Source organism: Tessaracoccus sp. OH4464_COT-324, assembly GCF_003932855.1.
In the GTDB taxonomy this organism is placed as follows: Bacteria; Actinomycetota; Actinomycetes; order Propionibacteriales; family Propionibacteriaceae; genus Arachnia.
Genome location: NZ_RQYZ01000009.1, coordinates 13,639 through 39,501 on the forward strand (window position 1 = coordinate 13,639; position 25,863 = coordinate 39,501).

General features: G+C 68.6%; 26 protein-coding genes. 13 read left to right on the forward strand and 13 right to left on the reverse strand.

The features are described 5' to 3' along the window. The first annotated feature begins 24 nt into the window (after positions 1-24). Positions 25-1,206 (forward strand): hypothetical protein, encoded by a 1,182-nt coding sequence (locus EII42_RS06655; RefSeq protein WP_125171337.1) that lies wholly within the window; start codon positions 25-27, stop codon positions 1,204-1,206. On the opposite strand, the gene EII42_RS06660 is transcribed toward EII42_RS06655, so the two are convergent. Next, complete coding sequence (locus EII42_RS06660; protein ID WP_125171338.1) at positions 1,154-1,825, reverse strand: uracil-DNA glycosylase; 672 nt, start codon at positions 1,823-1,825, stop codon at positions 1,154-1,156. The genes EII42_RS06655 and EII42_RS06660 overlap by 53 nt on opposite strands. A gap of 88 nt (positions 1,826-1,913) precedes the next feature. Between EII42_RS06660 and EII42_RS06665 the strand changes: the two genes are divergently transcribed. Beyond that, positions 1,914-2,723 (forward strand): hypothetical protein, encoded by an 810-nt coding sequence (locus tag EII42_RS06665; protein WP_125171339.1) that lies wholly within the window; start codon positions 1,914-1,916, stop codon positions 2,721-2,723. 1 nt (position 2,724) lies between these two features. Beyond that, the gene (locus EII42_RS06670; protein WP_125171340.1) at positions 2,725-3,114 is read left to right on the forward strand and encodes a DUF2089 domain-containing protein; all 390 of its coding nucleotides are present in this window, start codon (positions 2,725-2,727) and stop codon (positions 3,112-3,114) included. A gap of 100 nt (positions 3,115-3,214) precedes the next feature. Here the strand turns inward: EII42_RS06670 and greA are convergent, their stop codons facing one another. Genes greA through EII42_RS06685 form a run of 3 tightly spaced genes read right to left on the reverse strand, consistent with a single transcriptional unit; the run spans position 3,215 to position 4,731 of the window. After that, positions 3,215-3,715 carry a transcription elongation factor GreA gene (gene greA, locus EII42_RS06675; protein WP_125171341.1) on the reverse strand — a complete coding sequence of 167 codons (501 nt, stop codon included), beginning with the start codon at positions 3,713-3,715 and terminating at the stop codon, positions 3,215-3,217. A 12-nt stretch (positions 3,716-3,727) separates the two neighbouring features. Next, entirely contained in the window at positions 3,728-4,129 is a 402-nt protein-coding gene (locus tag EII42_RS06680; protein ID WP_158676427.1) for a DUF4307 domain-containing protein, read from the reverse strand. Positions 4,130-4,134: 5 nt separating this feature from the next. Further along, the gene (locus EII42_RS06685) at positions 4,135-4,731 is read right to left on the reverse strand and encodes a rhomboid family intramembrane serine protease (protein WP_233558306.1); all 597 of its coding nucleotides are present in this window, start codon (positions 4,729-4,731) and stop codon (positions 4,135-4,137) included. Positions 4,732-4,825: 94 nt separating this feature from the next. Here EII42_RS06685 and EII42_RS06690 point away from each other — a divergent pair, with 94 nt between their 5' ends. Next, entirely contained in the window at positions 4,826-6,835 is a 2,010-nt protein-coding gene (locus EII42_RS06690; RefSeq protein WP_125171343.1) for a thioredoxin domain-containing protein, read from the forward strand. Here EII42_RS06690 and EII42_RS06695 read toward each other — a convergent pair. Next, positions 6,807-8,759, reverse strand: coding sequence for a BCCT family transporter (locus EII42_RS06695; RefSeq protein WP_199729818.1), 1,953 nt, complete (start codon positions 8,757-8,759; stop codon positions 6,807-6,809). The two genes, EII42_RS06690 and EII42_RS06695, sit on opposite strands and share 29 nt — an antisense overlap. A 104-nt stretch (positions 8,760-8,863) precedes the next feature. On the opposite strand from EII42_RS06695, the gene EII42_RS06700 reads away from it, so the two are divergent. Genes EII42_RS06700 through EII42_RS06710 form a run of 3 tightly spaced genes read left to right on the forward strand, consistent with a single transcriptional unit; the run spans position 8,864 to position 10,719 of the window. Then, a complete protein-coding gene (locus EII42_RS06700; protein ID WP_125171344.1) occupies positions 8,864-9,235 on the forward strand; it encodes a GntR family transcriptional regulator in 372 nt (123 codons plus the stop codon). Between the two features lies 1 nt (position 9,236). Continuing rightward, a complete protein-coding gene (locus EII42_RS06705) occupies positions 9,237-10,064 on the forward strand; it encodes an ABC transporter ATP-binding protein (RefSeq protein ID WP_125171345.1) in 828 nt (275 codons plus the stop codon). A 1-nt stretch (position 10,065) separates the two neighbouring features. Beyond that, the gene (locus EII42_RS06710) at positions 10,066-10,719 is read left to right on the forward strand and encodes an ABC-2 transporter permease (RefSeq protein WP_125171346.1); all 654 of its coding nucleotides are present in this window, start codon (positions 10,066-10,068) and stop codon (positions 10,717-10,719) included. 162 nt (positions 10,720-10,881) lie between these two features. Here the strand turns inward: EII42_RS06710 and EII42_RS06715 are convergent, their stop codons facing one another. Continuing rightward, positions 10,882-11,565 (reverse strand): hemolysin III family protein, encoded by a 684-nt coding sequence (locus EII42_RS06715; RefSeq protein ID WP_125171347.1) that lies wholly within the window; start codon positions 11,563-11,565, stop codon positions 10,882-10,884. Positions 11,566-11,661: 96 nt separating this feature from the next. Between EII42_RS06715 and EII42_RS06720 the strand changes: the two genes are divergently transcribed. Then, entirely contained in the window at positions 11,662-12,462 is an 801-nt protein-coding gene (locus tag EII42_RS06720; protein WP_125171348.1) for an isoprenyl transferase, read from the forward strand. Positions 12,463-12,501: 39 nt separating this feature from the next. Further along, entirely contained in the window at positions 12,502-13,050 is a 549-nt protein-coding gene (locus EII42_RS06725) for a DUF4245 domain-containing protein (protein ID WP_125171349.1), read from the forward strand. Here the strand turns inward: EII42_RS06725 and EII42_RS06730 are convergent. The 3 genes from EII42_RS06730 to EII42_RS06740 are packed head-to-tail and all read right to left on the reverse strand — an operon-like array spanning position 13,047 to position 15,176. Beyond that, on the reverse strand, positions 13,047-13,238 hold the full coding sequence (locus EII42_RS06730; protein WP_125171350.1) for an exodeoxyribonuclease VII small subunit: 192 nt from the start codon (positions 13,236-13,238) through the stop codon (positions 13,047-13,049). The genes EII42_RS06725 and EII42_RS06730 overlap by 4 nt on opposite strands. Continuing rightward, positions 13,231-14,454: an exodeoxyribonuclease VII large subunit gene (gene xseA / locus EII42_RS06735; RefSeq protein ID WP_125171351.1), complete on the reverse strand. Its 1,224-nt coding sequence runs from the start codon at positions 14,452-14,454 to the stop codon at positions 13,231-13,233. The genes EII42_RS06730 and xseA overlap by 8 nt, the downstream gene beginning before the upstream one ends. Continuing rightward, positions 14,451-15,176: a hypothetical protein gene (locus EII42_RS06740; RefSeq protein WP_125171352.1), complete on the reverse strand. Its 726-nt coding sequence runs from the start codon at positions 15,174-15,176 to the stop codon at positions 14,451-14,453. Before EII42_RS06740 ends, xseA begins: the two co-directional genes overlap by 4 nt. Positions 15,177-15,229: 53 nt before the next feature. On the opposite strand from EII42_RS06740, the gene EII42_RS06745 reads away from it, so the two are divergent. Continuing rightward, complete coding sequence (locus tag EII42_RS06745; protein WP_125171353.1) at positions 15,230-16,195, forward strand: 4-hydroxy-3-methylbut-2-enyl diphosphate reductase; 966 nt, start codon at positions 15,230-15,232, stop codon at positions 16,193-16,195. A gap of 15 nt (positions 16,196-16,210) precedes the next feature. After that, positions 16,211-17,002 carry a hypothetical protein gene (locus tag EII42_RS06750; RefSeq protein WP_125171354.1) on the forward strand — a complete coding sequence of 264 codons (792 nt, stop codon included), beginning with the start codon at positions 16,211-16,213 and terminating at the stop codon, positions 17,000-17,002. A 53-nt stretch (positions 17,003-17,055) separates the two neighbouring features. Here the strand turns inward: EII42_RS06750 and EII42_RS06755 are convergent, their stop codons facing one another. Then, a complete protein-coding gene (locus EII42_RS06755) occupies positions 17,056-18,870 on the reverse strand; it encodes a VWA-like domain-containing protein (protein ID WP_125171355.1) in 1,815 nt (604 codons plus the stop codon). Next, positions 18,867-19,928, reverse strand: a complete 1,062-nt coding sequence (locus tag EII42_RS06760) for an AAA family ATPase (protein WP_125171356.1) — start codon at positions 19,926-19,928, stop codon at positions 18,867-18,869. Before EII42_RS06760 ends, EII42_RS06755 begins: the two co-directional genes overlap by 4 nt. An 82-nt stretch (positions 19,929-20,010) precedes the next feature. Here EII42_RS06760 and EII42_RS06765 point away from each other — a divergent pair, with 82 nt between their 5' ends. Next, a complete protein-coding gene (locus tag EII42_RS06765; RefSeq protein ID WP_125171357.1) occupies positions 20,011-21,381 on the forward strand; it encodes a hypothetical protein in 1,371 nt (456 codons plus the stop codon). Between the two features lie 80 nt (positions 21,382-21,461). On the opposite strand, the gene ilvA is transcribed toward EII42_RS06765, so the two are convergent. Beyond that, complete coding sequence (gene ilvA, locus EII42_RS06770) at positions 21,462-22,730, reverse strand: threonine ammonia-lyase IlvA (protein ID WP_199729819.1); 1,269 nt, start codon at positions 22,728-22,730, stop codon at positions 21,462-21,464. A 348-nt stretch (positions 22,731-23,078) separates the two neighbouring features. Here ilvA and EII42_RS06775 point away from each other — a divergent pair, with 348 nt between their 5' ends. Next, positions 23,079-24,410, forward strand: a complete 1,332-nt coding sequence (locus tag EII42_RS06775) for a hypothetical protein (RefSeq protein ID WP_125171359.1) — start codon at positions 23,079-23,081, stop codon at positions 24,408-24,410. On the opposite strand, the gene rmuC is transcribed toward EII42_RS06775, so the two are convergent. After that, positions 24,349-25,815: a DNA recombination protein RmuC gene (rmuC, locus tag EII42_RS06780; RefSeq protein ID WP_125171360.1), complete on the reverse strand. Its 1,467-nt coding sequence runs from the start codon at positions 25,813-25,815 to the stop codon at positions 24,349-24,351. The genes EII42_RS06775 and rmuC overlap by 62 nt on opposite strands. Positions 25,816-25,863 lie beyond the last annotated feature (48 nt).

A 25,863-nucleotide genomic window follows, 5' to 3' on the forward strand; every position in this document is an offset into this window, starting at 1 on the left:
AAGAGCGCCGCCTACACTGGCGGCGTGCTCAAGAAGATCTGTGCGGGGACGCTCATCCTCCTCGGCGCGCTGAGCCTGGGCCACGTCGCCCGGGCCGTGGTGCCCGACATGCGCGGGAGCGACGTGGTGCGCGACCAGCTGGGCTGGCTGGCGGGCACGCTGCCGGCCGCCGCGCCCGAGATGCAGGAACTGTTCCCCGAGGGCGAACTGTTCATGTGGCTGCTGCCGGGCCTAGCGGCCGGGGCCGTCGGCGGCGACGAAGGCGCGGCCATCGTCGAACGCGCCTGGGAAGCGGTCAATGCCGGGCACGTCGCCCGTCGCTTCGGCACCGGGCACCGGCTGGAGTGGGGGACCTTCTACCGTGGCTGGCGGTTGCTGCTGATGGTGGAACGGGCCAGGCTGGCGGGCGACGAGCGGCGGCCCGCCCTGCTGGCCGAACTGAGCACCGAGGCGACGGCGGTGCTCGACGCGCTGCGGACGGAACCCGTCCCCACCTCCTACCCGGGAAGGTCCTGGCCCTGCGACGCCGTGGTGGCCATGGCGGGTGTGCACCGGGCGGCTCAGCTCGTCGAGCTGAGCGGGCTGCGCGAGGCCACGGAGGGCTGGTTCGACAGGTTGCAGCCGCACCGCGACGCCGCCGGCCTGCTGGTGCACGAGGTGGGCTCGCCGTCGGCGAGGGGATCGTCGCAGGCGATCATCCAGGTCTTCCTGCCCGACATCGACGCGCGGCGCGCGGCCGAGGAGTGGCGGGTGTTCCGAGAGCGTTTCGTATCGGCGACGTTGGGCCTGGTGGGGGTGCGGGAGCACCCCAAGGGCATCGACCTGCCCGGGGACGTGGACTCTGGGCCGCTGATCAATGGGGTCTCTGCCAGCGCGTCGGCGGTCACCCTGGCGGCAGCGCGTCGCAACGGCGACCACGAACTGGTCAGGGTGCTGGACCGGGAGGCCGACCTACTCGGCCTGCCGCTGCCGACGGGGCGCGGCCCCGCCTACGCCTTCGGCTTGCTGCCGGTGGGGGACGCTTTCCTGGCCTGGGCGCGCTCCACGGAGTTGGCACCGCCCACGGGGGCGGGCGCGCCGCAGCCTGTGTGGTGGCTGTTCTGGCTGGCGGCCGCGCTGCCCGGGGCCCTCGGTGGCTGGTGGCTGTGGCGGCTCAGAGCGCCCAGTCGATCGGGTCGGCTCCTTGCCGGGCGAGGGCCTCGTTGACCCGTGAGAAGGGGCGCGATCCGAAGAATCCGTTGTGCGCGGACAGTGGAGAAGGGTGCGCCGACTTGATCACTGGCACGCCGCCCAGCAGGGGCTCAGCGCCCTGCGCGTCGCGGCCCCAGAGCAGAGCGACGAGCGGGCCGCCTCGCGCGGCCAAGGCTTCGACGGCGCGGGTCGTGACCAGCTCCCAGCCGTGGCCGCGGTGTGATCCGGCCGAGCCGGGCCGCACCGTGAGCACCCGGTTCATCAGCAGCACGCCCTGCTCGAACCAGTGGCTGAGGTCGCCGTGCTGGGCCGGCGGGATGCCGAGGTCGTCGTGCAACTCGCGGTAGATGTTGATGAGGCTCTTCGGCAGCGGGCGGACGTCGCGGGCCACGGAGAAGCTGAGCCCGACGGCATGGCCGGGCGTGGGGTAGGGATCCTGCCCGATCACCAGCACCCGCACGTCGGCCATAGGGCGGGTGAAGGCGCGCAACACGTTCTCGCCTGCGGGCAGATAGCCGCGGCCCGCGGCCAGTTCCGCGCGCAGGAAGTCACCCATCGCGTGGATCTGGCCTTCGACGGGGGCTAGCGCCTCCGCCCAATCAGGGGCAACGAGCTGGGTCAGTGGTTTCGGCATGGCCCAAACTCTGCCATGCTCGCCGCCCGAACGAGGAAAGCCTCGCAGACTCTTCCAAAATGGAAAGAAGTCCTTTATAATCTCGCATATGAGCAAGCCAAACTTTGAACCGATCCTCGCGGAGCTGGCTGAGGGGAAGATTTCCGCCGAAGAAGCCCGCCGCCGCATCGAAGAGCTCAAGCAAGTGGCCGCACTCGCCGCCCAAGCCGAAAAAGATCTCGGCCTCGACGACGAGCCGGTCGCAGAAGAGGGCCCCCGTTTCCGCCCCGGCGGGCTGGAGCGAGTGCGCATCCAAGCCACCGGGCGCCGCGTCCGGGTGGAAGGCGACTCGACCATCTCGACACTCAGCGTGGAGGGCCAGCACCTGCTGCGCCGCACCGGCACGGTCATGGAAATCACCGCCAACGGCGAGATCGGGCCCCGTTTCGACGGCTTTTCCCTGATCCGCCCGCCGCGCTCTATGGACGACCTGAGCGACATCGCGCTCGGCAAGGAGCTCGTGATCAAGGTCAACCCGAAGCTGATCGTTGACGTGGAGATCACCACCGGTGGCCTCAAGATCACCCGAGTGCCCCGCGTCGGGCGCATCCGGGTCACCGCGGCCGCCTGCACCATCGAGGGGGCGGCGGAGGTGTCCGACCTGCTCGCGCAGGCCGCGGGCGTCACCGTCGAAGGACCCATCAGTGTGGGCCGCTCGCGGCTGCGCGTCGAATCAGGCTCGCTGACGGTGAACCTCACCCCCGGCGCCAACGTGGCCGTCCGAGGCGAGGCCAAGGTGGGGCGCATCTCCTGGCCCGGCGAGGCCTCCGACGTGAACGAGTACGTGATCGGCAACGGCTCCGCGTCGCTGGAGGTCAGCGCGTTCATGGGCATGGCCACCATCCGAGCGGAGGAGTGAGATGAGCCTGCACCGTGCTCCCGCAGACTGCCCGGTGTGCGGCGACAACCTGATCGTCATTACTAAGGGCTGCCAGCAGTGCGGCACCGAGCTGCGCGGACAGTTCGCCGGCACCGAGTTCGACCTGCTCGACGAAGCGGAGCTGGAGCTGCTGCGCGTGTTCCTCGCCTCCCGCGGCAACCTCCGGGAGGTGGAGAAACACCTCAAGGTGTCCTACCCGACGGCGCGCTCCCGCTTCGATGCGGTGCTGGCCAAGCTGGGCCTCACCCCCGGCGGGGAGGAACCCTCCGGCGATGCCCGGGAGGCAGCAGCAGCGGACACCGACGATGTGCTCGCCCGCGTGGCCCGGGGAGAACTGAGCGCCCACGAGGCCGCAACCCTGCTGGGCTAGGGGCTTCGAAAGAGCTGCCGACGCTTGAGTCGTCCGGGCCCATGAGCGTGAAGCGTCCGCCCAGCTGACTGGGCGGACGCTTCACAAGCCGCTTCAGAGTTCAGAGGGTGTCGACGGCGGTCACCCTGACGTGGATCGTGCGCCCATTCGGCGCCTCGTAGCTGACATCGTCGCCCACCTTGTGGCCGATGACGGCCGCCCCCAGCGGGGACTGCGGCGAGTACACCGGGTGCTCGACGGAGCCGTCCACGCCCAACACCTCCCGGGAACCGAGCAGGAAGGTCTCGGTGTCGTCGGGGTCACCGTCGAAAGCGATGGTGATCAGCTTGCCGGGCGCCACCTCGTCGCGTCCACCGGTGGGCTCACCCACCTGGGCGCGGCGCAGCAGGTCTTCGAGCTGGGCGATTCGGCCTTCCATCTGGCCCTGCTCCTCGCGCGCGGCATGATAGCCGCCGTTCTCGCTGAGGTCGCCCTCCTCGCGGGCGGCAGCGATCCGCGCGCTGACCTCCGGGCGGCCAACGGTCTTCAACTCGTTGAGTTCGGCTTCAAGCTTGTCGTAGGCGTCTTGAGTGAGCCAGACGACATCAGTGGTGTCGGACATCCGGCAAGCCTATCACTGCGCAAGCCGACAGCCCTGAACATCGACCGCGGCGGCCTGCTTGGTGGTGGCGAGCGTGACGATGTGCGATGAGACGTGCTCCGGGCTGGGCGGGAGTATCACCAGCTTTTCACCCACCTGCTCGTAGCTGGCGGCCTGCGCGAACACCTTGCACTCGGCAGGCTTTGTAGGGTCAGTGCGCTGCAGCAGTAGGTCCACCTTGACTTGGTTGGGGGAGAGCACCTCGAACGCGCGGATGGTGGCCTGCGCCGGCGGGTTGGAGCGCACCAGCCCGGAAAGCAAAGCGGACACGATCACCGCACCCACCCCGATGGCCACCCCACCGTAGATCAGGTAGTCCCAGACGGTGCGCTTCGGGTAGCGGCGGGCGATGCGTTCTTCGTCGGTTGGGCTCACAGGGTTCATCCTGCCGTACCGGAGCCGGAGCGCACCGGCCTGGCATAGATCAGCCAGGCCGCCAGCACGCCACCGATGGCGCCACCGAGGTGGGCCTGCCAGGAGACCCCGGGCGTCGTCGGCAGCACGCCCCAGAGCAGGCCGCCATAGACGACGAACACCAGCACCGCGATGAGAATCTGCGAAAGCTGCTTGGAGAACAGGCCGCGCACCAGCACGTAGGCGAGGTAGCCGAAGACGACCCCCGACGCGCCGAGCGTCACCGTGTGCGCGGGCGCGATCAACCAAACGACGATGCCCGAGGCGAGGACGCTGAGCACCGTCACCGTCAGGTAATTCCGCCAGCCCGACAGCAGGATCAGGGTGCCCAACAGAATGAAGGGCACCGAGTTGCTGAGCAGGTGCCCCCAACCGACGTGCAGCCAGGGCGCTGCGAGGATGCCGCCCAGCGCGGTGAAATCGCGCGGCAGGATGCCGAAGCTGTCCAGGGAGGCGGGGGTAAGGGCGTCGAGGACCTCCAACACCCACATGATGCCCACCACCACGAGGTTGGGCACCAGAGCGGTCATGGTGGCGGATCGGGGCTGCGCGGGTTGAGTCATGCCCCCATTGTCCCACCAACGGGCAAACCTCACGTCGGCCAGCCCATCATCGTCGTCTAACGTCCCGTGGGGGTGGGCCGCTAGCCTAGGGCGCATGGTCAACCGTCTCGCCGAATCAGCCAGCGACTACCTGCGCATGCACTCCACCCAGCCCGTTGACTGGTGGGAATGGGGGGCGCCCGCCTTCGCGGAGGCCGCCCGCTTGGACGTGCCGGTGCTGTTGTCCATCGGCTACGCCTCGTGCCACTGGTGCCATGTGATGAACGACGAGTCCTTCGCCGACCGGGAGATCGCGCAGCTCATCAACCACAACTTCGTCGCGATCAAGGTAGACCGGCAGCAGCTGCCGGACGTCGACGCCGTGTTTATCACCGCCACCCAGGCCATGAACCAGGGGGCCGCAGGCTGGCCCATGACCCTATTTCTCACTCCCGAGGGCATCCCCTTCTTCTCGGGCACCTACTTCCCCGTGGAGGGCGGCCCGGGCCTGCCATCGTTCCGCCAGGTGCTGGAGGTGATCGCCGAGGGGTGGCGCGAGCGTCGCGAGCAGTTCACCGCCACCGGCGAGTACGTGTCCCGGCATCTGGCCGAGTTGGTTCCCGAGGTGGCCGACGCCGCGCCGGAGCCCCGCGAGATGATCGAGAAGGTTGAGGGCAAGTTCGACGTCGCGCACGGCGGCTTCGGCGGCGCTCCCAAGTTCCCGGCCCCAACGCTGATCGACGCGCTGCTGGTCAAAGGTGACCGGCAGAGCCTGGAGCTGGCGCAGCGATCGCTGGAGGCGATGGCCCGCGGTGGCATCCACGATCAGGTGGGCGGCGGCTTCCACCGGTACAGCGTCGACGCGGGCTGGGTGGTGCCGCATTTCGAGAAGATGCTCTACGACAACGCGCTGCTGCTGGGCAGCTATGTCCGCGGTTGGCGGCGCACCGCCGATCACGATTCCGGGCTGCGTGCGCTGCTGGAGCGCACCGCCTACGGCATCGTCGAGTGGCTGCAGCGGGAGATGACGAGCGAGGAGGGCGCGTTCCATTCGGGGCTCGACGCTGACTCCACCGACATCCGCGGCTCCGTGCACGAGGGCATCTTCTACCTGTGGAACCACGAGCTACTCGCGGACGCGCTGGGCGAGGAGGACGGCAGATGGGCCTCCGAGGTATTCCACGTCACCACGCAAGGCACCTTCGAGCACGGGCTGTCCACACTGCAGCTGCGGGGCCGCCCCGACTTTGAGCGGCTGCAGCGGGTGTGCGACGCGCTGCTGGCTGAGCGCGCCAACCGGTTCCGACCGGGTACCGACCGCCTGGTGGTGGCGGCCTGGAACGGGTGGATGATCTCCTCGTTGGTGTCGGGGGCGCTCATCTTTAACGAGCCCGGCTGGCTGGAACTGGCGCTCGGGGCCGGGCGCTACCTGGAGCGGGTGCACGTCGTCGACGATGTGCTCGCCCGTTCCTCCTACGCCGGGCAGGCCGCCCAGCACGAGGGGGGAGCGGAGGACTACGGTGCGGTGGCGGAGGCGTTTGCGCACCTGGCTAGCGCGACGGGTGAGGCCGGCTGGCTGCGGTTGGCCGAGCGGCTGCTGGAGCGCGCGCTGCAGCAGTTCGGCCACGACGATGGCGGTTTCTACGACGCCGCAGAAACGGGCCTCTTCATGAGGCCGCGGTCGCTCACGGACAGTGTCACTCCGTCGGGCACCTCGACGATGGTGTCGGCCTTGCGGCTTGTCGGCCTGCTGGCGCAGCGGCCAGAGTTCGTCGAGCGCGCGGACCTGGCGGCGCGGACCACCTGGGCGACGCTGGCCGACTTCCCGCACTTCGCTGGATCCGCGCTGGCGGATCTGCTGGTGGCTGACGAGGCGCGGCGGGGTCTGAAGCCGGCGGTGGCGGTCGTCGTGAGCGATGACCCGTTCGACGAGCTGGCACGGGCCGCGTGGCGGCTGGCGCCGCCGGGATCGGTCGTGCTGCGGGCCTCTGCGGGCGCGGAGGGTTGGGGCAGCCACCTGGAGGGCCGGGCCGAACGGGCGGTCCACGTGTGCCGTGGCACGGTGTGTTTCGACCCGGTGAGCGACTACACGCAGCTCAAGACTCCGTTGTGGAGCCGGGTCTAGCCTGCGGCTGATCGTCCGGCTCGGCCTCGTCGGCGTAGGTGCCGGTCTCGTAGTCGTACTCGACGGGGCTGCCGTCGAAGTCGGTGCGCTGATACCACCGGGTGTATTCCTCGGCTGAGGTGTCGAAGCTCGTTCCCACGCCGCTGCCGGGGGCGGCCGATTCGACGCCCAGCACGAAGTCGTCGCCGTGTTTCTCCAGGCCCTGGCGCACGGCCTGGTCAACGGCGAGTTTGCCGAAACGGTCGCGGATCATCATCGGGTCGCGGCGCAGTTCCCGCATAAGGGCCACGGCCATGAGGATCAGGATTGCGGAGAACGGCAGCGCGGTGACGACGATCAGGTTCTGCAGCCCTTGCAGCGCATCGCGGCCGGCGAGCAGCAGCATGACGGCGGCGATGCCGGCCATGCAGATGGCCCAGAACGCGGTGACCAGCCGGTTGGGCTCGGGATTGCCGCCCTGGGAGAGCTGGGAGTTGACGATGGAGGCGGAGTCGGACGAGGTGATGAAGAAGATGGCGAGCAGCACCATCACCAGGGGCGTGATCAGGTGGCCGCCGGGCAGCTGATCGAGCACGAGGAAGATGGTCTGTTCGATGGGCGGCAGGTTGTCGGGCGAGTTACCCGGCGCGAGCGATCCCGTTTGCCGTTGGAGCCAGATGCTCGTGCCGCCCATGATGGTGTAGGCGGACACGGTGACCGCTGCGGGCAGGAACAGCACCCCCAGCACGAATTGCCGGACGGTACGGCCGCGGGAGATCTTCGCAGTGAAGACGCCGACGAACGGGGCCCAGCTGACCCACCAAGCCCAGTAGAAAGTGGTCCAGTAGCTGAGGTACTCGATGGTAGGTTGCCCGTCGGAGGTGGTGGCGCTGAGCATGGCCGGCGCGTTCGACACGTAGGTGGCAAGGACCCCGGGCACGAGATTGGTGAGGAAGATCGTCGGCCCGAGGAGGAAGATGGCGAAGGCGAGAGCGACAGCGAGGCCGAGGTTGATCGTCGAGAGGCGCCGGATGCCCTTGGCCACGCCCGATACGGCGGAGATGATGGTGCCGATGGTGAGCACGACGATGATGCCGAGCGCGAGGGCGTTGGCCTCGACGCTCCACCCGCTGATCAGTTTTACGCCTTGGCCGATCTGGAGCGCGCCGATACCGAGCGAGGCTGCGGTGCCGAAGAGGGTGGCGATGATGGCCAGCCCGTCGATGATGCGCGCGCCGGGGGCGGTGCGGTCGGTGAAGCCGAACAGTGGCTGGAGCACCGAACTCATCAGTGGGACTCGGCCCTTGCGGTAGGAGACGTAGGCGACGGAGAGCCCGACGATGGCGTAGATAGCCCAGGCGTTGACGCCGTAGTGCAGCGCGGTCTGGGCGAGGGCCCCCTTGACGGCGGCGTCGGTGGCGGGCTCATAGAGGCCGGGCAGCGGCCACAGGTAGTGCGAGAGCGGCTCGTAGGGGCCGAAGACGATGATGCCGATGCCGATGCCGGCGCCGAAGAGCATGGCCACCCAGGAGAGCGTGGAGTATTCGCGTTGCTCCCCGTCGAGGCCCAGCGGGATGCGGCCGTAGCGGGAGGCGGCGATTGCGAGGAGGAAGATCCCCATGCCGAGCGCGAGGCTGTTGAACAGCCAGCCGAAGTTGAGCACCGTCCAGTTGAGCGCGGTGGAGCTGACGGAGCGTAGGTGCTGTGGGGCCACTATGCCCCAGATAATGAACGCCAGGATCAATGCGCCGACGCCGATCAGCAGGGGGCGGTCGATTCCGTAGCGCACGCGCTGGTCGTCAATGGAGACTCCGGGGACGAGGGCGGGGTGGATGCCGTGGGGGTAGTCCATGTCACGGATGACGCGGCCTGCGCGTCGTGCGGTGGCCCGGGCCGCGTCGGCCGCGGGCTGAAAGGGTGCTCTGTTGGGGTGCTTGCTCGTCATCGAATGCCCTGCTCAAGTTGGTGTTGGTGTCAAGCACCTTAGCGGATACTTGACCACCGTTAAGACTGTATATACACTGTATATACAGATAGAACGGAGTTGAGATGCGCATCGTGCTGTCGAACACTTCTGGCCAGCCGATCTACGAGCAGATCGCCCGGCAGGCGAAGTCCGCCATCCTCTCAGGCGAGCTGGCTGAAGGCCACGCGCTGCCCTCGATCAGGGCGCTAGCCAAGGATCTGCGGGTGAGCGTGATCACCACCAAGCGCGCGTACGACGAGCTGGTGGCGGAGGGCTTCGTCGCCAACGTTCCCGGGAAAGGGTGTTACGTGCTCCCGGTCAACCGGGCACTGGTGCGGGAGAGCGTGCTGCGCGACATCGAGGCGCTGCTGGCGGAAGCCGCGGTCAAGGCGAGAACGGCGGGCATCGGCAGAGCCGAGATGGACGAAATCTGGCAACTTGCGATGGAGGAGTGACATGATTCCCTTGGCTGTAACCGGGCTGGTGAAGCGGTTCCCCGGCTTTGAGCTGGCCCTTGATTTCGAGTTGGCGCCCGGCTACGTGACGGGCCTCGTCGGAGCCAACGGCTCCGGCAAGACCACTCTGATCAAGGCGGCGCTCGGCGCCGTCATCCCCGACGCGGGTCGCGTGCACCTGCTGCCACGCGAGCACGTCGGCACCGTGTTCGACGCCGTTCCCTATCCACGCGGTTGGCGAGTAGGGATGGTGGCGCGCTACGTCGCCGGATTCCACCCAGGGTGGGACGAGCAGCGCTTCCAAAAGCTTTGCGCCCGCTGGGAGATCCCGCTCGATGCCCGGGTGAAAGAGCTGTCGCGCGGCCTCGGCATGCGCCTGCAGCTCGCGACAGCGCTCTCGCGCGACGCGCGGCTGCTCATCCTCGACGAGCCCACCGCCGGCCTGGACCCGCTGGTGCGCGACGACCTGTTGGAGACGCTCGCCGAGCACATCACCGACGACCGAAACACCGTGCTTATCTCCACGCACATCACGAGCGACCTGGAGAAGATCGCCGACTATGTCGCGATCCTCGACGGTGGTCGCCTGATCGAACACCGCGCCGCCGACGAACTACACGCGACCTATCGGGCGGTGCGCGGCGGAGCATTGCCGGACGACAGCAGTGCGCTGATCGGCCTGCGGCAGCATCGCTCGGGCTGGGAGGCGCTGGTGCGTGCGGAGGACGCGCCTAGGCTTGGGCCGGGCGTCGTCGTCGAACGCCCCACCCTGGAAGAGATCACGATCCGGCTCGCCAGGCGCGGGCTGGAGGCGAGGAAGGAACGCTGAAATGGTTAACCTGAAAGCCGTGCTGCGCGGCGATCTCTACACCGCGCGCGGCGTGGCGCCATACGTTGCAGGCTACGCGCTGCTCGGGGTGGCGCTCACGGTGGCGTACCCGTCGGCGGGTATCGCTTGGCTGTGCACAGTGGTGCTTGTCATGCTGCCCACGAGCGTCGGCCCACGTTCCTCGCGGGGGGGTGACGCGCCCAGCGGATTGCTGCTCAGTAGCTTGCCCACCACCCGGCGAACCGTGGTGGCCTCCGGCTTCATCCTCTCGGGGTCATTCGTTGCCGCCGTGCAGCTGGTGCTCGGACTGGTGCTGGCCCTGACGCCGGTGGGTGAAGGGGCGAGTATAGGCTGGCTCGGGTTCGCGCTGCTCGCGCTGCCTGCAGCGCTGTTTGCCGTCATGACGCCTGCTCAGGCGCGCTTCGGACAGCGATCCGTGTCTTTTGTGTTGCTCGCCATCTTCGGCTGCATGGTGCTGGTTGCGCTCGGCGTGACCTGGGCCCTTCCCGGGTGGGGAGACTCCTTGGAGGCGGTGTTCCGGGCGGCGGCGGCCCGCCCGACGGTCACCATCGTCGGCGCGTGGACAGTGGTGGCTGCCGCGTGGGCGGTGTCCTACCTGGCAACGGCCCGGGTGTTCGAGTCCAAGGACTTTTAGGGTTTGTCTACGACAATGCTGCGAGGCGCAGTGCGCCGGATCGAGTGATGGTGATCTGGAGCCTCCGCAACTTGACTGCACGTCCAGCGCAGGAGGCAGCTGCTTTTTCAGTGTCCGTCTTGTTCCGCTCGGAGAGTCCTCGCTCGACGGCACTTTCGGGTCCTAGGCGAACACGGCCAGCCAGATGGCGATCATGTGGCAGATGGCGGCGATGATCGTCGCGGCATGGAATACCTCGTGGAAGCCGAACCACTTGGGTGAAAGCCTCGGCCACTTGGTGCCGTAGGCGACGGCTCCCAGTGAGTAGACCACGCCGCCGACGATGATCAGCACCACGACCGCCGGGCCACCCGCCTGCCACAATGGCACTAGCCACCCGAGCGCAACCCAGCCCATCGCGACGTAGAGCACGGTGTAGAGCCAGCGCGGGGCGCTCAGCCAGACGAGTCGGAACACGACCCCTGCGACGGCGAGGCCCCAGATCAGTCCGAGCAGCACCCACTGGCTGGTGCCCTCCAGTAGGGCGGCGGCGAGCGGGGTGTAGGTGCCGGCAATGAAGATGTTGATGTTTGAGTGGTCCATGCGGCGCAACACTGCCTCCATGCGCGGAGACCAGTTGCCGCGGTGGTAGACGGCGCTGGTGCCGAAGAGCTGCACCGCGGCCAGTGTGTAGGCCGCAGAGGCCAGCCTGGTCTCCAGAGTGGGGGAGAGCGCGGTGAGGAGCAGGCCGACGATCATCGCCACGGGGGCCATGCCGAGGTGGAGCCAGCCGCGCATGAGGGGCTTGGTATCCTCCGCCTGATCAGCAGATTCGAGGGAGGCCTGCGAGGAAAGGGTGTCGATCATGGTCTTACCTACGGACTAGTAACTTACGTATCCGTAGGTTACCTGTTGGGCAGTCCGAGGACAACCCATACTGCAAGCGACGGCTAGAATCGCACCATGTCACGGTTGAGCCGCCTGATGGACCGGATCTTGCCGCCACGCTTTCTCTACTCGACCTACGAGAGAAGCGTGCTGGCCAAGCTCGACCGCGCCAGCCTGCCCAAACACGTCGCCGTGCTCGCCGACGGCAACCGCCGCTGGGCCCGGCTCAACGCCCCGGGCCAACCGCTCGTCGCGGGCTACCGTGCTGGAGCAGCGAAACTCGTCGAGTTCGTCAACTGGTGCGACGAGGTGGGCATCGAGGTGGTCACCCTCTGGGTGCTCTCCACCGACAACCTCCACCGATCCAACGACGACGAACTGAGCCCCCTGCTCGGCGTGATCGATCAGCTGGTGGCCGACCTCGCAGCCACCGGAAGGTGGCGCGTCGGGGCCGTCGGAGACCTGGATCTGCTCCCCGCCGACGTGGCCGCCTCCCTGCGCCGCTCGTCGCAGATGCCCGCGCCCGCCGACGCGATGCAGGTCAACGTCGCCGTCGCCTACGGCGGGCGGCACGAGCTGCGCGACGCCGTGCGCTCCCTGCTGCGCGCCAAAGCAGAGGAAGGCGCCACGCTAGAGAGCGTCGCCCAGGCCCTCGACATCGAGGAGATCTCCAGCCACCTGTACACCAAGGGCCAACCCGACCCCGACCTCATCATCCGCACCTCCGGTGAGCAGCGGCTCTCCGGGTTCCTGCTGTGGCAATCCGCGCACAGCGAGTTCTACTTCTGCGAGGCGCTCTGGCCCGACTTCCGCCGCACCGACTTCGTCCGCGCGCTGCGCTCCTTCAGCCAGCGCGAGCGGCGCTTCGGGCGCTGAGAATCGACGCGTCCCCGCCAGCCGTGGGAAGATGAGCCCATGGCCAGGCCGAACCTGAACTCGCGCTCCAGGGACATGATCATCTCCTTGGGCGTGCTCCTGGTACCCATCTTGCTGATCGTCTGGTTCTTCACCAGCAACCCGGAGGCGAAGCCCGAACCCGTTGACGTGCGCGACAAACTCGCCCGCGCCGAGGCCGAATCGCCCTACCCGGTGCTGCGCGCCACCAACCTGCCCGACGGTTGGGTGCCCGTGCGCGTCGCTTGGGCCAAAGCTGGATCGCCCTGGCTGGACGACAAACCCGCCGACAGCAACATCTGGCTGCTCGGCTACCTCGGCCCCGACGGGATCTACTACGGCATCCAGCAAAGCGACTCCGCCGCCGACGTCGTCGAGCGTGCCACCCGACAGGGCAAGCCCACCGGGGAAGAGATACAGGCCGCAGGCCGCACCTGGCAAGGCTACGAGTCGCTCGACGGGCGCACCCGGAGCCTGGTCAGCAGGCAGGAGGGTGTCACGTCGGTGGTGAGCGCCGACACCAGCGGCGACGCCGTGCGCGCCTTCGCCGAGACCCTCACCACGGGCTAGCTCTCCTCGGCCTGCGCCCGTGCCACCCGCTGCTTCGCACCGTCGAGATGCGCCTGACAGATGCGCGCCAGCTGCTCGCCGCGCTCCCACAGCGCCATCGAATCCGCCAGGGACTCCCCGCCCGACTCCAGCCTGCGCACCACCTCAGCCAATTCGTCACGTGCCTGCTCATAGGTTGGTTCAGCCATCTCGGTTCCTTTCCTGGGCGGCCACCACGTCGAGAGTGAGCTGGCCATCGGCCAGATGGGCCTTGATCCGGTCACCGGGCTGGGCGGCGGCCACCGACGAGACCGCGCCGTCGTCGCCGACCAGCACGGCGTAGCCGCGCTCCAAGGTGCCCTTCGGGGAAAGCGCGCGGGTGGCGGTCAGCAGCCGGAGCACCTCGGCCGACTCCGCATTCAGCAAACGACCGATCGCGGCACGCAGCCGAACGGTGAGCAGCGCGACGCGCTCGCGGTGCGCGACGAAGGCGCGCGTCGGGTCCAGCAGCACCGGACGAGAGCGCAGCTCCGCCAGCCAACGCTCCTCCTGCGCCACCTTCGCCTGAAACGCCCCACGAAGCCGCGCACGCGCGGTGGCGAGGCTGGCCAGCTCAGCGGCCGCGTCCGGGACGATGCGTTTCGCGGCATCCGTCGGGGTGGACGCCCGCAGGTCGGCCACCAGGTCGAGAATCGGCGTGTCCCGCTCGTGGCCGATGGCCGACACCACCGGCGTTCCGGCGGCCACGACCGCGCGCACCAGCCCCTCGTCGGAAAACGGCAGCAGGTCCTCAAGTGAGCCGCCACCGCGGGCGATCACGATGACATCCACGTCGGGGTCGGCATCCAGCTCGGCCAGCGCACGCATCACCGACGCCGCAGCCTCCCTACCCTGCATCAGCGCGTGTTCGACGCGGAACTGCGCCGCCGGCCAGCGCAACTCGACGTTGCGCAGCACGTCGCGCTCCGCGTCCGAACTGCGTCCCGTGATGAGCCCGATCTGGTTAGGCAGCACAGGCAGAGCACGCTTCAGCGAAACGTCGAACAGCCCCTCGGCCTGGAGCTTGCGCTTCAACTGCTCCAGCTCCATCAGCAGCCGACCCTCGCCCGCGACGTGCAACTCCAGCACCTCGAACGTCAGCGCCGCCGACCGCTCGAACACGCGCGGCTTCAGGCGGGCCACGATGCTCGATCCCTCCGGCAGCGGGCCGGCCAAATCCAGCACGTACGCCGACGACGTGGCCTGGCAGGAGAACTGGCCGGTCAGGTCGCGCAACGTGAGAAACTGGGTGGGTGCGTTGCGCCGCTTCAACTCGACGATCTGAGCGGAAACCCAGACCTCGCCCAGCCTGCCCACCCAATCCTTGACCGCAGCGACCACCCGCCCCAGGGGCAGCGGTTCGTCGCGGGAGTTGGCCATGCTCATGCGCGTTCCCACAGCCCGGAGGAGGCGCTCAGCGTGAAGGTGCCGAGCACGACGTTGCCCGGCACCACGTCGAGGCCTGCGGGCAACGCGAAGGCCAGCGGCACCACCGAGCGGCCCACCCCGTACCAGAACTCCAGCCCGGACAGCTCGGTGGTACGGGGCTCGGCCCGCTCCACGGTGAACCCGACGAGGGCGCGGGCCGTCAACTCCTGCTCGCCCAGCAGCCCCACCGCAGCCACCGAAGGCGACACGAGCGTGCGCGACGACCAGGGCCGGTCGTCGTCGGGGCGGCTGGCCAGGAAATGCTCCTCGTCGCGGTAGACATCGGCGCGCACGCAGATGGCGCCCAGGGTGAGCGCCGAGATGAGCGCGAACTGGCCGGTCTCGGCCAGCGGGTACTGCGTCGGATCGTCCACGCTCACGATCAGCTCGACCGCGTCGTCGTCGAGCAACACCGACGCGTGCGCCAGATGGTCGTTCAGGCGGCGGACGCTGGCTCGGGTGGCCTGAGCGGAGACCAGGGCGGGCGTCACGACGACGTCGTGGCCCCGGCGGCGCACCAGGCCGAGGCGGGCCCCCGACGGGTCTGTGTATGCGCCGATCAGATCGAAACCCGGCACCCGCTGCAGCCCGCGGACACGGCCGCTGGCGATGGCTGCGTCCACCAGCTTGGTGGCGGAGGACGTTGCGAAACCGAGGCTGGCGTACTCACTGACCTGCATAGCCCCAGCCTAGCGGCGTGCTCCGGCAGTTTCGATTACGTAGACTGGGGCGCATGTCTGGCACCAAACGAGTCATCCTGGCCGCGCCGCGCGGGTACTGCGCGGGCGTGGATCGGGCCGTGATCACCGTCGAGAAATCCCTCGAACTCTATGAAGGCCCGGTGTACGTGCGCAAGGAGATCGTGCACAACAAGCACGTGGTGGAGAACCTGGAGGAACGCGGAGCCATCTTCGTTGACGAGCTAGACCAGGTGCCGCAGGGCGCCACGGTGGTTTTCTCCGCGCACGGCGTGTCGCCGGCCGTGCACGCCGAGGCGGGCGTGCGGCAGCTGAAAACCATCGACGCCACCTGCCCGCTGGTCACCAAGGTGCATCACGAGGCCAAGCGTTTCGCAAAGGAGAACCTCACCATCTTGCTGATCGGCCACAATGGGCACGAAGAGGTGGAGGGGACGATGGGGGAAGCCCCCGACAACACGATCCTCGTCGAGAGCCCGGACGACGTGGACAGGCTCGACCTGCCCGCCGACGCCAACGTCGCATGGTTGTCTCAGACCACGCTCTCCGTCGACGAGACGCTCGCCACCGTGCAGCGGCTGCGGGAGCGCTTCCCCCAGCTGATGGATCCGCCGTCGGACGACATCTGCTACGCGACACAGAACCGGCAGATGGCGGTGAAGCAGATCGCCAGCAGGGGCTGCGACCTCATGATCGTCGTGGGCTCTCGTAACTCCTCCAACACGCGACGGCTCGTCGAGGTGGCATTGGAGAGCGGCGCCAAGGCTTCATACCGGGTGGACAACCACACCGAGATCGCCGACGAGTGGCTGCTCGGCGCGGACGTGATTGGGGTCACCTCCGGCGCCTCGGTACCCGACCGGCTGGTGCAGGGGGTACTCGATCTCCTGGAGAGCAAGGGATACCCCCCGGCGGAGGAAGAACGGCTCACTGAAGAGACGTTGCACTTTGCGTTGCCCCCGGAGCTGCGCAAAGATCTGCGGCGCGCGCTCAAGCACTAGCGGCGGGCGCAACTGATGACCGGGCAGAACTGGGTGCGGGAGACCCCGCCCAGGACGGGGGCGTGGTTCTGGCGGCTGCTCGCGGTGCTCGTCGTCGTGGTGACGATCGTCGCCCTCTGGTTCAATGCGCCGTGGCGCTCTGGCGTGGAGAAGGCGGAGGACGGGCACGACCCGACGGCCCTCAGACCGTCGGGGACGCCGTGGAATGAGCTGCCGAACAGGCCGCACTCGCCGAGCCCCACGTCGCCGGCCCCGGCCGAGCCGTCGAGCGGCGGCCAGTCGCACTCGCGGCGGGACTGCCCGCAGGCCACCCTCCAGCAGTTCTCCTCACCGGCGGGGCTGCTGACTGCGGGCAAGCTGCGCGTGGATCTCCCGGGAGACTGGTCCGAGGCCGGGCGCGTCTCCCAGGTGCTGGGTGTCAGCAGCACCAAGACCCAAAAGGTGTCGAGCCGGTGGGCCAACTTTGCCGAGGCCGGTGTGGTGGCCGCCGAGCGGGGGTTCAACCAGCCGCAGGAAGCGGCGGAGAACATCATCGCCTGCCACGTGACCGGCGGGTTCTTCACCGGCTACGCCGACCACGAGATCATCGAATCGGAGCCGGTGACCATCGATGGCTTCAGCGGCCACCGGGTGCGGGCGCACGCCGCGAACGAGCGGGTGCCCGGCGGGGGAGCGGTCTACGACGCGGTGGTGCTCGATGTCGGAAACCTGGCGGGCCTGGAGGTGTTCTGGTCCGGCGCGGTGGATGAGGACGCGCGCGCCGGCGAGGCGCTCGTCGCGGCCCGTAGGTCGCTGCGCGTCGGTTAGCACCTGCCGCGAAAGTGCTGCCTGAGCCGTCCAAAGCAGCAGCCCCCGAACCCTTAGCTCATCTCGAAGAGTTCCCCGCGATGTGGGAAAGCCAGCCGCCGGCCGGGCGGCAGCAGGAAAGCGTGCTCCCTATGCACCCGCAGCGGCTCGCAGTCGCCGTCGGTGATGATGAGCAGCGGCCCGTCGGGCGGGAAGTCGCCGGCGTTCTCCAGCAGATTTATCGCGGGTTGCAGCACCGTGCCGCCCCGGCCGCGGATCTGCACCCGGCCCGCGATGTCTCCGGCAGGCATCCAGCCCAGATCGTAGGGCGCGGCGTCGCAGCACACCACCCTGACCACCGGCACCTCCTTGGCTTCCGCGAAACTGGCGATCGCGCCCAGCGCCTTCGCCAGCGTCTGCCGATCCATCGAGGCCGACGTGTCCAGCACCACGCCGAAGGTGCGGCCCTCGCGCTTCTCCGGGTCGGGCACGACGCGTGGCCGCGGAATATCCGGGGTGGCGGACTGTCGTCGGCTCAGCTGGGTCCAGCGGCGCACGGTCTCCACGGGCGGGAAGTTGTGATCGAACCAGCGCGCCAACCGCACCTCCCAGCCGATTGGCGGCTGCAGCACCGCGTTGATCTCCTCCAGCAGGCCGGCGGGCAGCAGCCCGCGCCCCTGCTGCTGGTGCAGCAGCAGGCCCTTGCCGAGCTGTTCGCGGCAGAAGGCGTCCAGGTCGGTGAAGTAGGGCGCAGACTCCACGATCCTGCGCCGCAGCATGTCGCCCTGGCGGCCGGCGAGGGTGAGCAGCTTGCGGTAGCGGCGGAGGTCGTTCACCATCCGGTCGTAGACCTCCTCCGCGGACAGGCCCCGCAGCTCGTCGTCGTGCAGCAGCCCGAGGCTCGGCGGCTCGCCGACGCGCATCTGGATCAGCCAGTCGTTGATCACGAAATCACAGGCGACGTTCCACAGGAAGAAGTCGCGCCCCCGGCGCCGGGCGTCGTGCCGCAGGGCGACGTGCAGCACCTCGTGCGCAATCACGAAGCGTAACTCCTCCTCAGACAGCTGGGCGGCGGGGTTTAAGTAAACGGTGCGGGACAGCTCGTCGACGGCGGCCACCAGGATGTTCTCCCGGCGGCAGATCTCGGTGTCCTCGACGAACTCGAAGGCCGCCACCATCGAACCGAGCAGCGGATAGCTGCTGATGAACCAGTCGCGGGCCCAGCGCGTCTTCTTGCTCAGCTTGCCGCGCCGGGCGTCGTCGGGCTCGGCACCCAGCTCGGAGCGGATCCCGGCCGCCACCTCGACGGCCTGCCGCACCGACTCGGCGATGCCGGCCGCAAAGTCATCCCCCCAGGGCACGCTCCAGATTGAGCGGTGCTCGCGCCAGCGGCTGGGCGGGTCCATCGTCGGCTCGCTCGGCCCACCCAGGCTCAGCGCGTGCGCCCAATCCGGCACCCCCTCCTCACAGAACTGGCGGTACCAGCGCTCCTCGTCCCACAGCGGAAGGCCCGCGGGCAAGCTCATTCCACCGGGAGCCAGGCCAAACTTGATGCCCTGCACGAACCTCGCGGTCACGACATCGCAGGCCGCGCTCCATCTCGGCCAGTCGCCGCGGTCGCGCCGCCACAGGCCCATCGCGTGGATCAGCATGGCCCGGGCCATGAGCTGAGCCCACTCCTCGGGGCGAGCCAGCCGCTTGGGGTGCACGTGCACCGTCTCCTGCCGCTCGACGAGCAGCCACCCGTCGGGCGGCACCGGGCCCTCCGAATAGCGTGACCACGTGAGCCTGCCCCGCAGCCGCCTAAAGATCGGGTGCGCGTTGACAAGGACCGCGGCGTCGTCGAAGGCCTTAGCCGCGGGCTTCTTCCGTGAGGTCTCCCGGCTCACTGCTTCTCGCGCCGCTCCGCCAGGCGCGGCAGGTCGCGCACCACCTCGACCAGGTACCAGGTGGGCAGCGTGGTGCCCGCGTCGTCGGCGATCACGATCTGCGCCATCTCCAGGCTGATCTGGGCCAGGTCGCGCAGCAGCCCCTTCGACGTGTGCACCAGCTGCTGCGTCTCCGGGCTGGCGTCGGCCTTGGCGGGCGGCAATAGCTTCATCAGCCGCGCGCGGAAGGCCTGCGCCAGGAAGTACAGCAGGTCGCGTTCCTCCGGCGAGCTCGGCCACCGCGCGTCGCCCTTGAGGATCGCGTCGAGGCGGTGCCGGTCGTCGGCGAGTTTGCTGAACGCCTTGAACTGGGCCGCGTGCTGCGGGGTCAGGCAGCCATCGGCGACGGCGGCCACCAGATGCTCCGCTGCGGCCTCACCCAGCGTGAACAGCGCGTCGCTCACCATGTGCCAGGAGCGCGGCGTGGAGAACGGTTCCTCGTGGCGTGGGGGTTTGCTCCACAGGTGATCGGGGCGCTGCGACAGGTACTCGATCACCAGCGGGTGCAGCCCGGCGCCGGTGGCCCAGTCGAGCCACTCGCTCGCGGAGACGCGCAGGTGGACGTGCACCATGCGGTTCATCAGCGCCGACGACATCGGCTTCACGATCGCCGAATCCTGCGCCCGGTTGCCCGCGCCGACCACGATCGAGCCCTCGGGGAGGGAATATTCGCCGATGCGACGGTCGTGGATCAGGCTGTAGAAGGCTTTTTGCACGTCCTGCGAGCAGGCATTCAGCTCGTCGAGGAAGAGGCAGTAGGGTTCGGCGCGGGCGATCAGCGCAGGCGGGAAGAACCGGGTCACCCCGTCGGCGATCTGCGGAACGCCCATCAGGTCCTCGGGGGCCAGCTGGCTGCCCAGCATCGACACGCACTCCAAGCCGACGTCGTGCGCGAAGCGTTCGACGAGCGACGACTTCCCGATGCCCGGGGCGCCCCAGATAAACACCGGGCGGGCCGTGGCGACGCTCAGTAGGAAGTCGCTGAGCTGGGTGGGGGTGAGAGAATGTGCGGCCTGCATGGCGTCCTCTGGATTTCAGCTTCACTGATCGATGTACACGATACTGCACGTTCTTGGCCTCAGGCGCGCTTTAATGGCCAGTATGAGTGACCACGAGGCCGGTGCATACCAAAGGTTTCGACGACCGGGCGAGGAGCTGGGAGGAGCCGAGCCGAAGCCGAATGACTGGCTGGCCGAGCCCGGCGAGCCGGCCGAACCTGCGCGGGGGTGGGCGGAGGTCGTAGCGGGCGGGACAGCACCGTCCGAGGCCGGCGCCCCGGGGCAACCGGCCCAGTCGGGGAAGCCGACGGCGGGCTTTCCCTGGCTTGCGCTGGCTGCCCTGATCGCCGCAGTGGTGGCGGCCGTGGTGTGGGCCTGGTGGCCGCGGCCGCACGTCGCGGTGGAGGTGGGCTTCAACGGCGACGTGTGGCCAGTGGACGCCACGCGCGCCCTGGTGGTGGGGGAGCGGGTGGCGCTCGTGGACTGGCGGGCGCAGCAGGTCCTTTGGGAGACGAATGTGCCGGGCTCGCACGTTGCGCTGGACGCGGCGAAGAGCCGGGTCGTGGTGGGTAACGGTCTTGATGTGCTCAGCCTGAACATGGTTGACGGGAAGCAGACGGGCTCCGCGCCCCGACTGGATCCGAACAGCCTGCTGGTGGCCTGTGACGAGGAAACGCTTGAGTTCGTTCACGATCACGGCCTGCGTTACGGAGACCGCTCGCTGAGCGCGCCCGCCGAGGTGAGCTACGACTCCGGCAGCTCTTTCTATGCGCTTGAGGGTATCGTCTGCGAGCGGGAGGGCGAGAAGCTTACGATGAGCATCGCGGACCACCACGCCGGGACGGTGGATGCCGACAACGTCTTTCGCGGGAGATTTGAGCAGGTCAGGGTGAACGGCACCTGGCAGAACACCAGCCTGTTCACCGGGCAGGTGAACGACTCCGGTTTCGACATTGAGGGAATGGTGCAGACCAGCAAGGGCTGGCGTCTGATCTCGTCGCCGCTGGGCCCCGGGGATGACTACGAGTTCGATCCGAAGTGGGCTCTAGCGAACCGAGAGTCGCTGGGCATCAAGGTGTACGAGATCGACGACCAGCTCTCCGTGACGAACGCGGTCACGATGCCCGCGACTCAGGTGAGCCCGGATGGGGAACTGGACCATATTCGTGGCGACCGGATGCTGTACCGGACGCTGGACGGGGCGTGGGTGGTGGTGGACCTGGCCGAGAAACGGGTGCTGCTGACGCTGCCCTCCGAAAACGCGCCACACGCCTACCTCGATCTCGACTCCCACCTGTGTTTCGTCGAGGTGCAGCAGCGCGGCGGCGACTACCTCTCCGTGAAACGCTGTCTCGACCCGGGAAGCGGCGAGGAATTGCCGAGCGTCGATCTGCCGCTCGGTGCCGCCTACACCGAGCAGCATGGCGTGCTGCGGGTCACCAAGGGGGCAGGCGGGTTGCTGCTCTACCCGTGAACCGACGGGAACCCGCCCGGGCTGCGCCGCGAGAGCGCTGCCGGAGCGAGAACCTGCGGGCCGAACCGTCCCGCAGCTGCTTAGATCAGGAACCGGAACAGCGGGGAGCCGTAGGTGATCAACTCCACCTCCATGCCGACCTCGTTGATGCGCTGCATCAGGAACGGGTAGTCGCCGGGGTTGTGCAACTCGATGCCGACGACGGCAGGCCCCGTCTCCCGGGAGCTGCGCTTGATGTACTCGAAGTGCGTGATGTCGTCCTCCGGGCCGAGCACGTCGTCGAGGAAACGGCGCAGCGCGCCCGGCGCCTGCGGGAAACTCACCAGGAAGTAGCGCTTGCGGCCCTCGTGGATGAGTGAGCGCTCCACCACCTCGGCGTAGCGGGCCACGTCGTTGTTGCCGCCGGAGACCAGTACCAGAACCTTGGAGCCGGGCGGGATCTGCACGCGGTGGCCGACGCCACCCGTCGGGAGGGCCGCCGCAGCCAAGGCGCCGGCGGGCTCCGCGATGATGCCGTCCACCTGATACATGGCCAGCATTTCGGAGCACACCTGCCCCTCGGGGATGCGCACCAGCTCCGGCCTGGCCTCGCGGATGATCTCGAAGGGAACATCCCCCACCCGGGAGACGGCCGCGCCGTCGACGAATGTGTCGATCTCCTGCAGCTTCATCGGCCGCCCGGCGGACAGCGCTGCGGCGACGCAGGGCGCGCCCTCCGGCTCCACACCCACGATGCGCACCGACGGGTGGTTGGACCTTAGCCAGGCGCAGCACCCCGCGAACAGCCCGCCGCCGCCGACGGGTACCGCCACCACATCGGGCACGAAACCCAGCTGGTCAACGGCCTCGACGATGCAGGTGGCCTGGCCCGCGATGGTGCGGGGATCGTCGAAGGCGGGTACCAGCACGCGGCCCTCCTGAGCGGCGAACGCCTTGGCGGCCTCGCTGGCCTGGTCGTACGTTGAGCCCGCGAGCACGAGCTGTACGCTGCCCCGGCCGATGGCCAGGATGCGCTCGCGTTTCTGGCGCGGGGTGGTGTGCGGGACGTAGATCGTCGCCTGGATGCCGAGCTGGGCGCAGCTGAACGCAACACCTTGGGCGTGGTTGCCGGCGGAGGCGCACACCACGCCTGCCGCCTTTTCCTCTTCGGACAGCTGCGCGATGAGGTTGTAGGCGCCGCGCAATTTGTACGAGCGCACCGGCTGTAGGTCCTCACGCTTCAGCCAAATCTCGCTTCCCGTGGCCTGGCTGAGGCGGGGATTGTGCAGCACCGGGGTGCGGGCGGCGACACCGTCGAGGCGCTCCAAAGCGGCCGGGATTGCCTGGGCGAGTTCGGAAAGCGTTGTCATGCAGGCCATTGTTGCGCAAGTTTCCCGAGGGGAGTGCATCGCATCCTGTCAGCCGGGAGGGGCCCCGCCCGCACCGCCCGTGAACAACTCGGGGAAATCGCGTCACGGCCAGGTCTGGAGCGCTACTCTTCCCCCATGCGCCCGCCACAGTTTCCCGCTCAGCCTTCCGGCCCCCGCCCGCCGCAGAATCAACCCGGTGGGATGCCGCCTATGCCGCCCGGGGGAGGCCCCGGTGGTGTGCCGGGCGGGATGCCGCCTATGCCGCCCTCTGCGGGACGTCCCGGCGGTGTGCCCGGTGGGATGCCGCCAACTGCACCACCCGCAGGCCAGCCGGGGAGCTGGTCACCGATGCCGCCGCAGCAGAGCCAGCCCGGGGGCTGGCCGCCGGTACCGCCGCAGCAGAAGTCGCGCATCAAGTGGCCGTTGATCGTCCTGGCTGGTGTGGGGACGTTCGTGCTCGGTGTTGGTGGCGCGCTGTGGGCGAACGGGGTGCTCGGCTACCTGCTCGACTTCGAGGCCACCCCGGCGAAGCCGACCTCGTCTGCCACACCGAGGGCAACAGCCTCTGCCAGTCCGACGCCTAGCGAAACTCCGTCGCCGAGTCCCAGCCCGAGCCCCAGCCCCCCCACTGTGCTGTCCCCGCCACCGGACAGGCCCAACCCGACGGCGAGCTTCACCATGGCGGGGGAGGCCTGGGCCAGCATGGTGGACGAGAACCGAGCACTGATCCACAGCGAAACGGAGACGCAACTCGTCGACTTCGCCACTGGTCAGGTGCTGTGGCACAACAACTTCGGGGGTGTTTTCTCCGGTGCCGATGCGCGCACCGACAGCTTCGCCATGGTGGCGGATGGCAAGATCCAGGTCAGGAAGATCAGCGATGCCAGCCTTTACGCTGAGACACCGATTTCCGAAAGCTACCTGAATGTCGTGCACTGCGGCGGCCAGACCGTCGTGCTCACCGACAATGCTGCCACGCTCTACCCATCGCTCGCGCTGAGCGGCCCAGTGGAGTTGACCGACAGCGGCTACAGCGGAGCAGAAGGCAACCCGGTGTGCCGTGCGGTCGGCGATACGGTAGTTGTCGGCTGGGACGATTTCTCCGTTTTCCTGCTGGTCCGGCCCGACGGGTTGGCCCAGACGGACGGAGTGATCCTCGATGAGTACATCCTGGATGCCGGCGAGGTTGAGCAGATGTTTGCCTCCGTGGGGCCCGAAGCCATGTTCCTGGCTGCGGTTCGAACCGAACAAGGGTGGAACATCGCGGCCGCCAGCTTCGAGGCGAAGAAGACCGCCGTCCTCTCCGTCGACGGCGAAGCCAACCCAATCGGTGAGCCGGTGGTCTTCGACGGGCAGGGCTTCGAATCGGGCGGCGCGGTCCTGGCCGTCCACCGGGAGGGCAGCGTCGAGATCATCGACCTAGCGCAGAAGCGCTCCCTGAACACAATCGCCGTGGGAGACGACAACTCCCTCAAGGTCGATCGCTACGGCAACGTGTGCCGCATAAGCGGTGGGGAATCCAGCGTCTACTCTTGGGATGGTCCGGGTACCGTCAGCTGTCAGAATCCCGCGACCGGCGAGACCGTGTTCACCCAGGAGCTGGCCCAGGGCGACTCTCTCAGCTACGACGGTGAGCTGTTCCTGAGGTGGGCTGGGCAGCAGACGACGGTTTTCCGGTAGATCCTGTTTCGGAAACGCCGCCCTGAGCGACGGGATCGTCGCCCTGGGCGAGTTCCGGCGCGCTGGGCCAGGCGGGGAGCACATCGAGTGGCTCCGGGGACGGCAGCTGAGCCGTGGCCGCGTCCAGGTCCGCGAACTTGCGGGCCGTGACGAGCACGCGCCGCTCCAGGCTGCCGATCGCCCGGTTGTAGTCGGTGACCGCTTGGGTGAGGCCCCGCCCGAGCTTGGCGAAATGCTCGCCCATCGTGCCCAATCGCTTGTGCAACTCCCGGCCCAGTGCGACGATCTGGCCCGCGGCCTCCGCCAGCGAAGCCTGCGACCACCCGTGTGCGACGATGTGCAGCATCGGGATGAGGATGCCGGGGCAGGCGAGCATCACGCCGCGCCGCGCCGCGTAGTCGTGCAGGTCGGGTAGCTGCTCCTGCGCCAGCCGATAGAATTCGTCGGAGCCCAAGAACAGCACCACGAACTCCGGTGACTTGAGGTCGAGTTCCCAGTAGTTCTTGCTGGCCAGAGCATCGATGTGGCCGCGCACGTGCCGGGCGAATCGGGCCAGATGCCGGGCCTGCTCGGCCTCGTCGTCGGTGTTGTACGCCTCCAGCACGGCCGCCAGCGGCACCTTCGAGTCGACGAAGATCACCTTGTCGCCCGCGAGCCGGATCCGCATGTCGGGCCGCTGACGCGAGCCATCGTCGGCGGTAGCGCTCACCTGTTCGTCGAAATCCACCCGGGCGGTCAGGCCGGAGACCTCCACCATGCGCCGGAGGCTTTGCTCGCCCCAGGAGCCGCGCACCTGCGGGGTGCGCAGGGCATTGCTGAGCGAGAGGGTTTCGCGACGAAGCTGCTCGCCCGAGCTGCGCACCTGCGAGATCTGCTCCTTGAGCTCCGCGGCGAGTTGGGCGCGTTCCTTCTCCACCGCACCGATGTGCTCCCGCAGCTGCTTCAGCCCCTCTGTCATCGGCACGATCAACTGCTCGCGCGCCTGCGCACCCTGCTTTTCCAGCGACTGCTGGGCCAGCGCCGCGAACCGCTCCTGCAACTCGGCGCGGTCGGAGAGCACCTCGTCCATCCGCTGCACGGCGGCGTCACGTTTCGCCTCGGCGCGCGCGGTCTCGGCGCGTTGGGCGGCAGCCTGCGCGTTCGCCTCCGCCAGCCGCGCCTCCAGCCGCGCCACCTGGGTCTGCCCTGTTGCGAGACGCGACTCGAAGCCGGCCTGCCTGGCCTCCGCCTCCGCCAGCTCCCTGCGCGCCACCGCGGTCTCCTCGTGGGCGCGGGCCACGTCGGCGCGGGCGGCCGACACGTCGACCCGGGCATCGGCGACCCCGCGGGAACCCAACAGCCAACCGACGCTCAGCCCGGCCAGCAGCACGACGACGAGCAGCAGAATCCAAACCCAGGTTTCCATGAACCAATAGTGGCGCCCGCCACTGACTCTTTCGGCAGGCACGCCCTG

Excerpts from the sequence above, each read along its gene's own strand:
- EII42_RS06660 (WP_125171338.1), bottom strand. The coding sequence starts at position 1,825 with ATGCCGAAACCACTGACCCAGCTCGTTGCCCCTGATTGGGCGGAGGCG.
- EII42_RS06665 (WP_125171339.1), top strand. The coding sequence starts at position 1,914 with ATGAGCAAGCCAAACTTTGAACCGATCCTCGCGGAGCTGGCTGAGGGG.
- EII42_RS06670 (WP_125171340.1), top strand. The coding sequence starts at position 2,725 with ATGAGCCTGCACCGTGCTCCCGCAGACTGCCCGGTGTGCGGCGACAAC.
- greA (WP_125171341.1), bottom strand. The coding sequence starts at position 3,715 with ATGTCCGACACCACTGATGTCGTCTGGCTCACTCAAGACGCCTACGAC.
- EII42_RS06685 (WP_233558306.1), bottom strand. The coding sequence starts at position 4,731 with ATGACTCAACCCGCGCAGCCCCGATCCGCCACCATGACCGCTCTGGTG.
- EII42_RS06690 (WP_125171343.1), top strand. The coding sequence starts at position 4,826 with ATGGTCAACCGTCTCGCCGAATCAGCCAGCGACTACCTGCGCATGCAC.
- EII42_RS06695 (WP_199729818.1), bottom strand. The coding sequence starts at position 8,759 with ATGACGAGCAAGCACCCCAACAGAGCACCCTTTCAGCCCGCGGCCGAC.
- EII42_RS06700 (WP_125171344.1), top strand. The coding sequence starts at position 8,864 with ATGCGCATCGTGCTGTCGAACACTTCTGGCCAGCCGATCTACGAGCAG.
- EII42_RS06705 (WP_125171345.1), top strand. The coding sequence starts at position 9,237 with ATGATTCCCTTGGCTGTAACCGGGCTGGTGAAGCGGTTCCCCGGCTTT.
- EII42_RS06710 (WP_125171346.1), top strand. The coding sequence starts at position 10,066 with ATGGTTAACCTGAAAGCCGTGCTGCGCGGCGATCTCTACACCGCGCGC.
- EII42_RS06715 (WP_125171347.1), bottom strand. The coding sequence starts at position 11,565 with ATGATCGACACCCTTTCCTCGCAGGCCTCCCTCGAATCTGCTGATCAG.
- EII42_RS06720 (WP_125171348.1), top strand. The coding sequence starts at position 11,662 with ATGTCACGGTTGAGCCGCCTGATGGACCGGATCTTGCCGCCACGCTTT.
- EII42_RS06725 (WP_125171349.1), top strand. The coding sequence starts at position 12,502 with ATGGCCAGGCCGAACCTGAACTCGCGCTCCAGGGACATGATCATCTCC.
- EII42_RS06730 (WP_125171350.1), bottom strand. The coding sequence starts at position 13,238 with ATGGCTGAACCAACCTATGAGCAGGCACGTGACGAATTGGCTGAGGTG.
- xseA (WP_125171351.1), bottom strand. The coding sequence starts at position 14,454 with ATGAGCATGGCCAACTCCCGCGACGAACCGCTGCCCCTGGGGCGGGTG.
- EII42_RS06740 (WP_125171352.1), bottom strand. The coding sequence starts at position 15,176 with ATGCAGGTCAGTGAGTACGCCAGCCTCGGTTTCGCAACGTCCTCCGCC.
- EII42_RS06745 (WP_125171353.1), top strand. The coding sequence starts at position 15,230 with ATGTCTGGCACCAAACGAGTCATCCTGGCCGCGCCGCGCGGGTACTGC.
- EII42_RS06750 (WP_125171354.1), top strand. The coding sequence starts at position 16,211 with ATGACCGGGCAGAACTGGGTGCGGGAGACCCCGCCCAGGACGGGGGCG.
- EII42_RS06760 (WP_125171356.1), bottom strand. The coding sequence starts at position 19,928 with ATGCAGGCCGCACATTCTCTCACCCCCACCCAGCTCAGCGACTTCCTA.
- EII42_RS06765 (WP_125171357.1), top strand. The coding sequence starts at position 20,011 with ATGAGTGACCACGAGGCCGGTGCATACCAAAGGTTTCGACGACCGGGC.
- ilvA (WP_199729819.1), bottom strand. The coding sequence starts at position 22,730 with ATGACAACGCTTTCCGAACTCGCCCAGGCAATCCCGGCCGCTTTGGAG.
- EII42_RS06775 (WP_125171359.1), top strand. The coding sequence starts at position 23,079 with ATGCCGCCGCAGCAGAGCCAGCCCGGGGGCTGGCCGCCGGTACCGCCG.
- rmuC (WP_125171360.1), bottom strand. The coding sequence starts at position 25,815 with ATGGAAACCTGGGTTTGGATTCTGCTGCTCGTCGTCGTGCTGCTGGCC.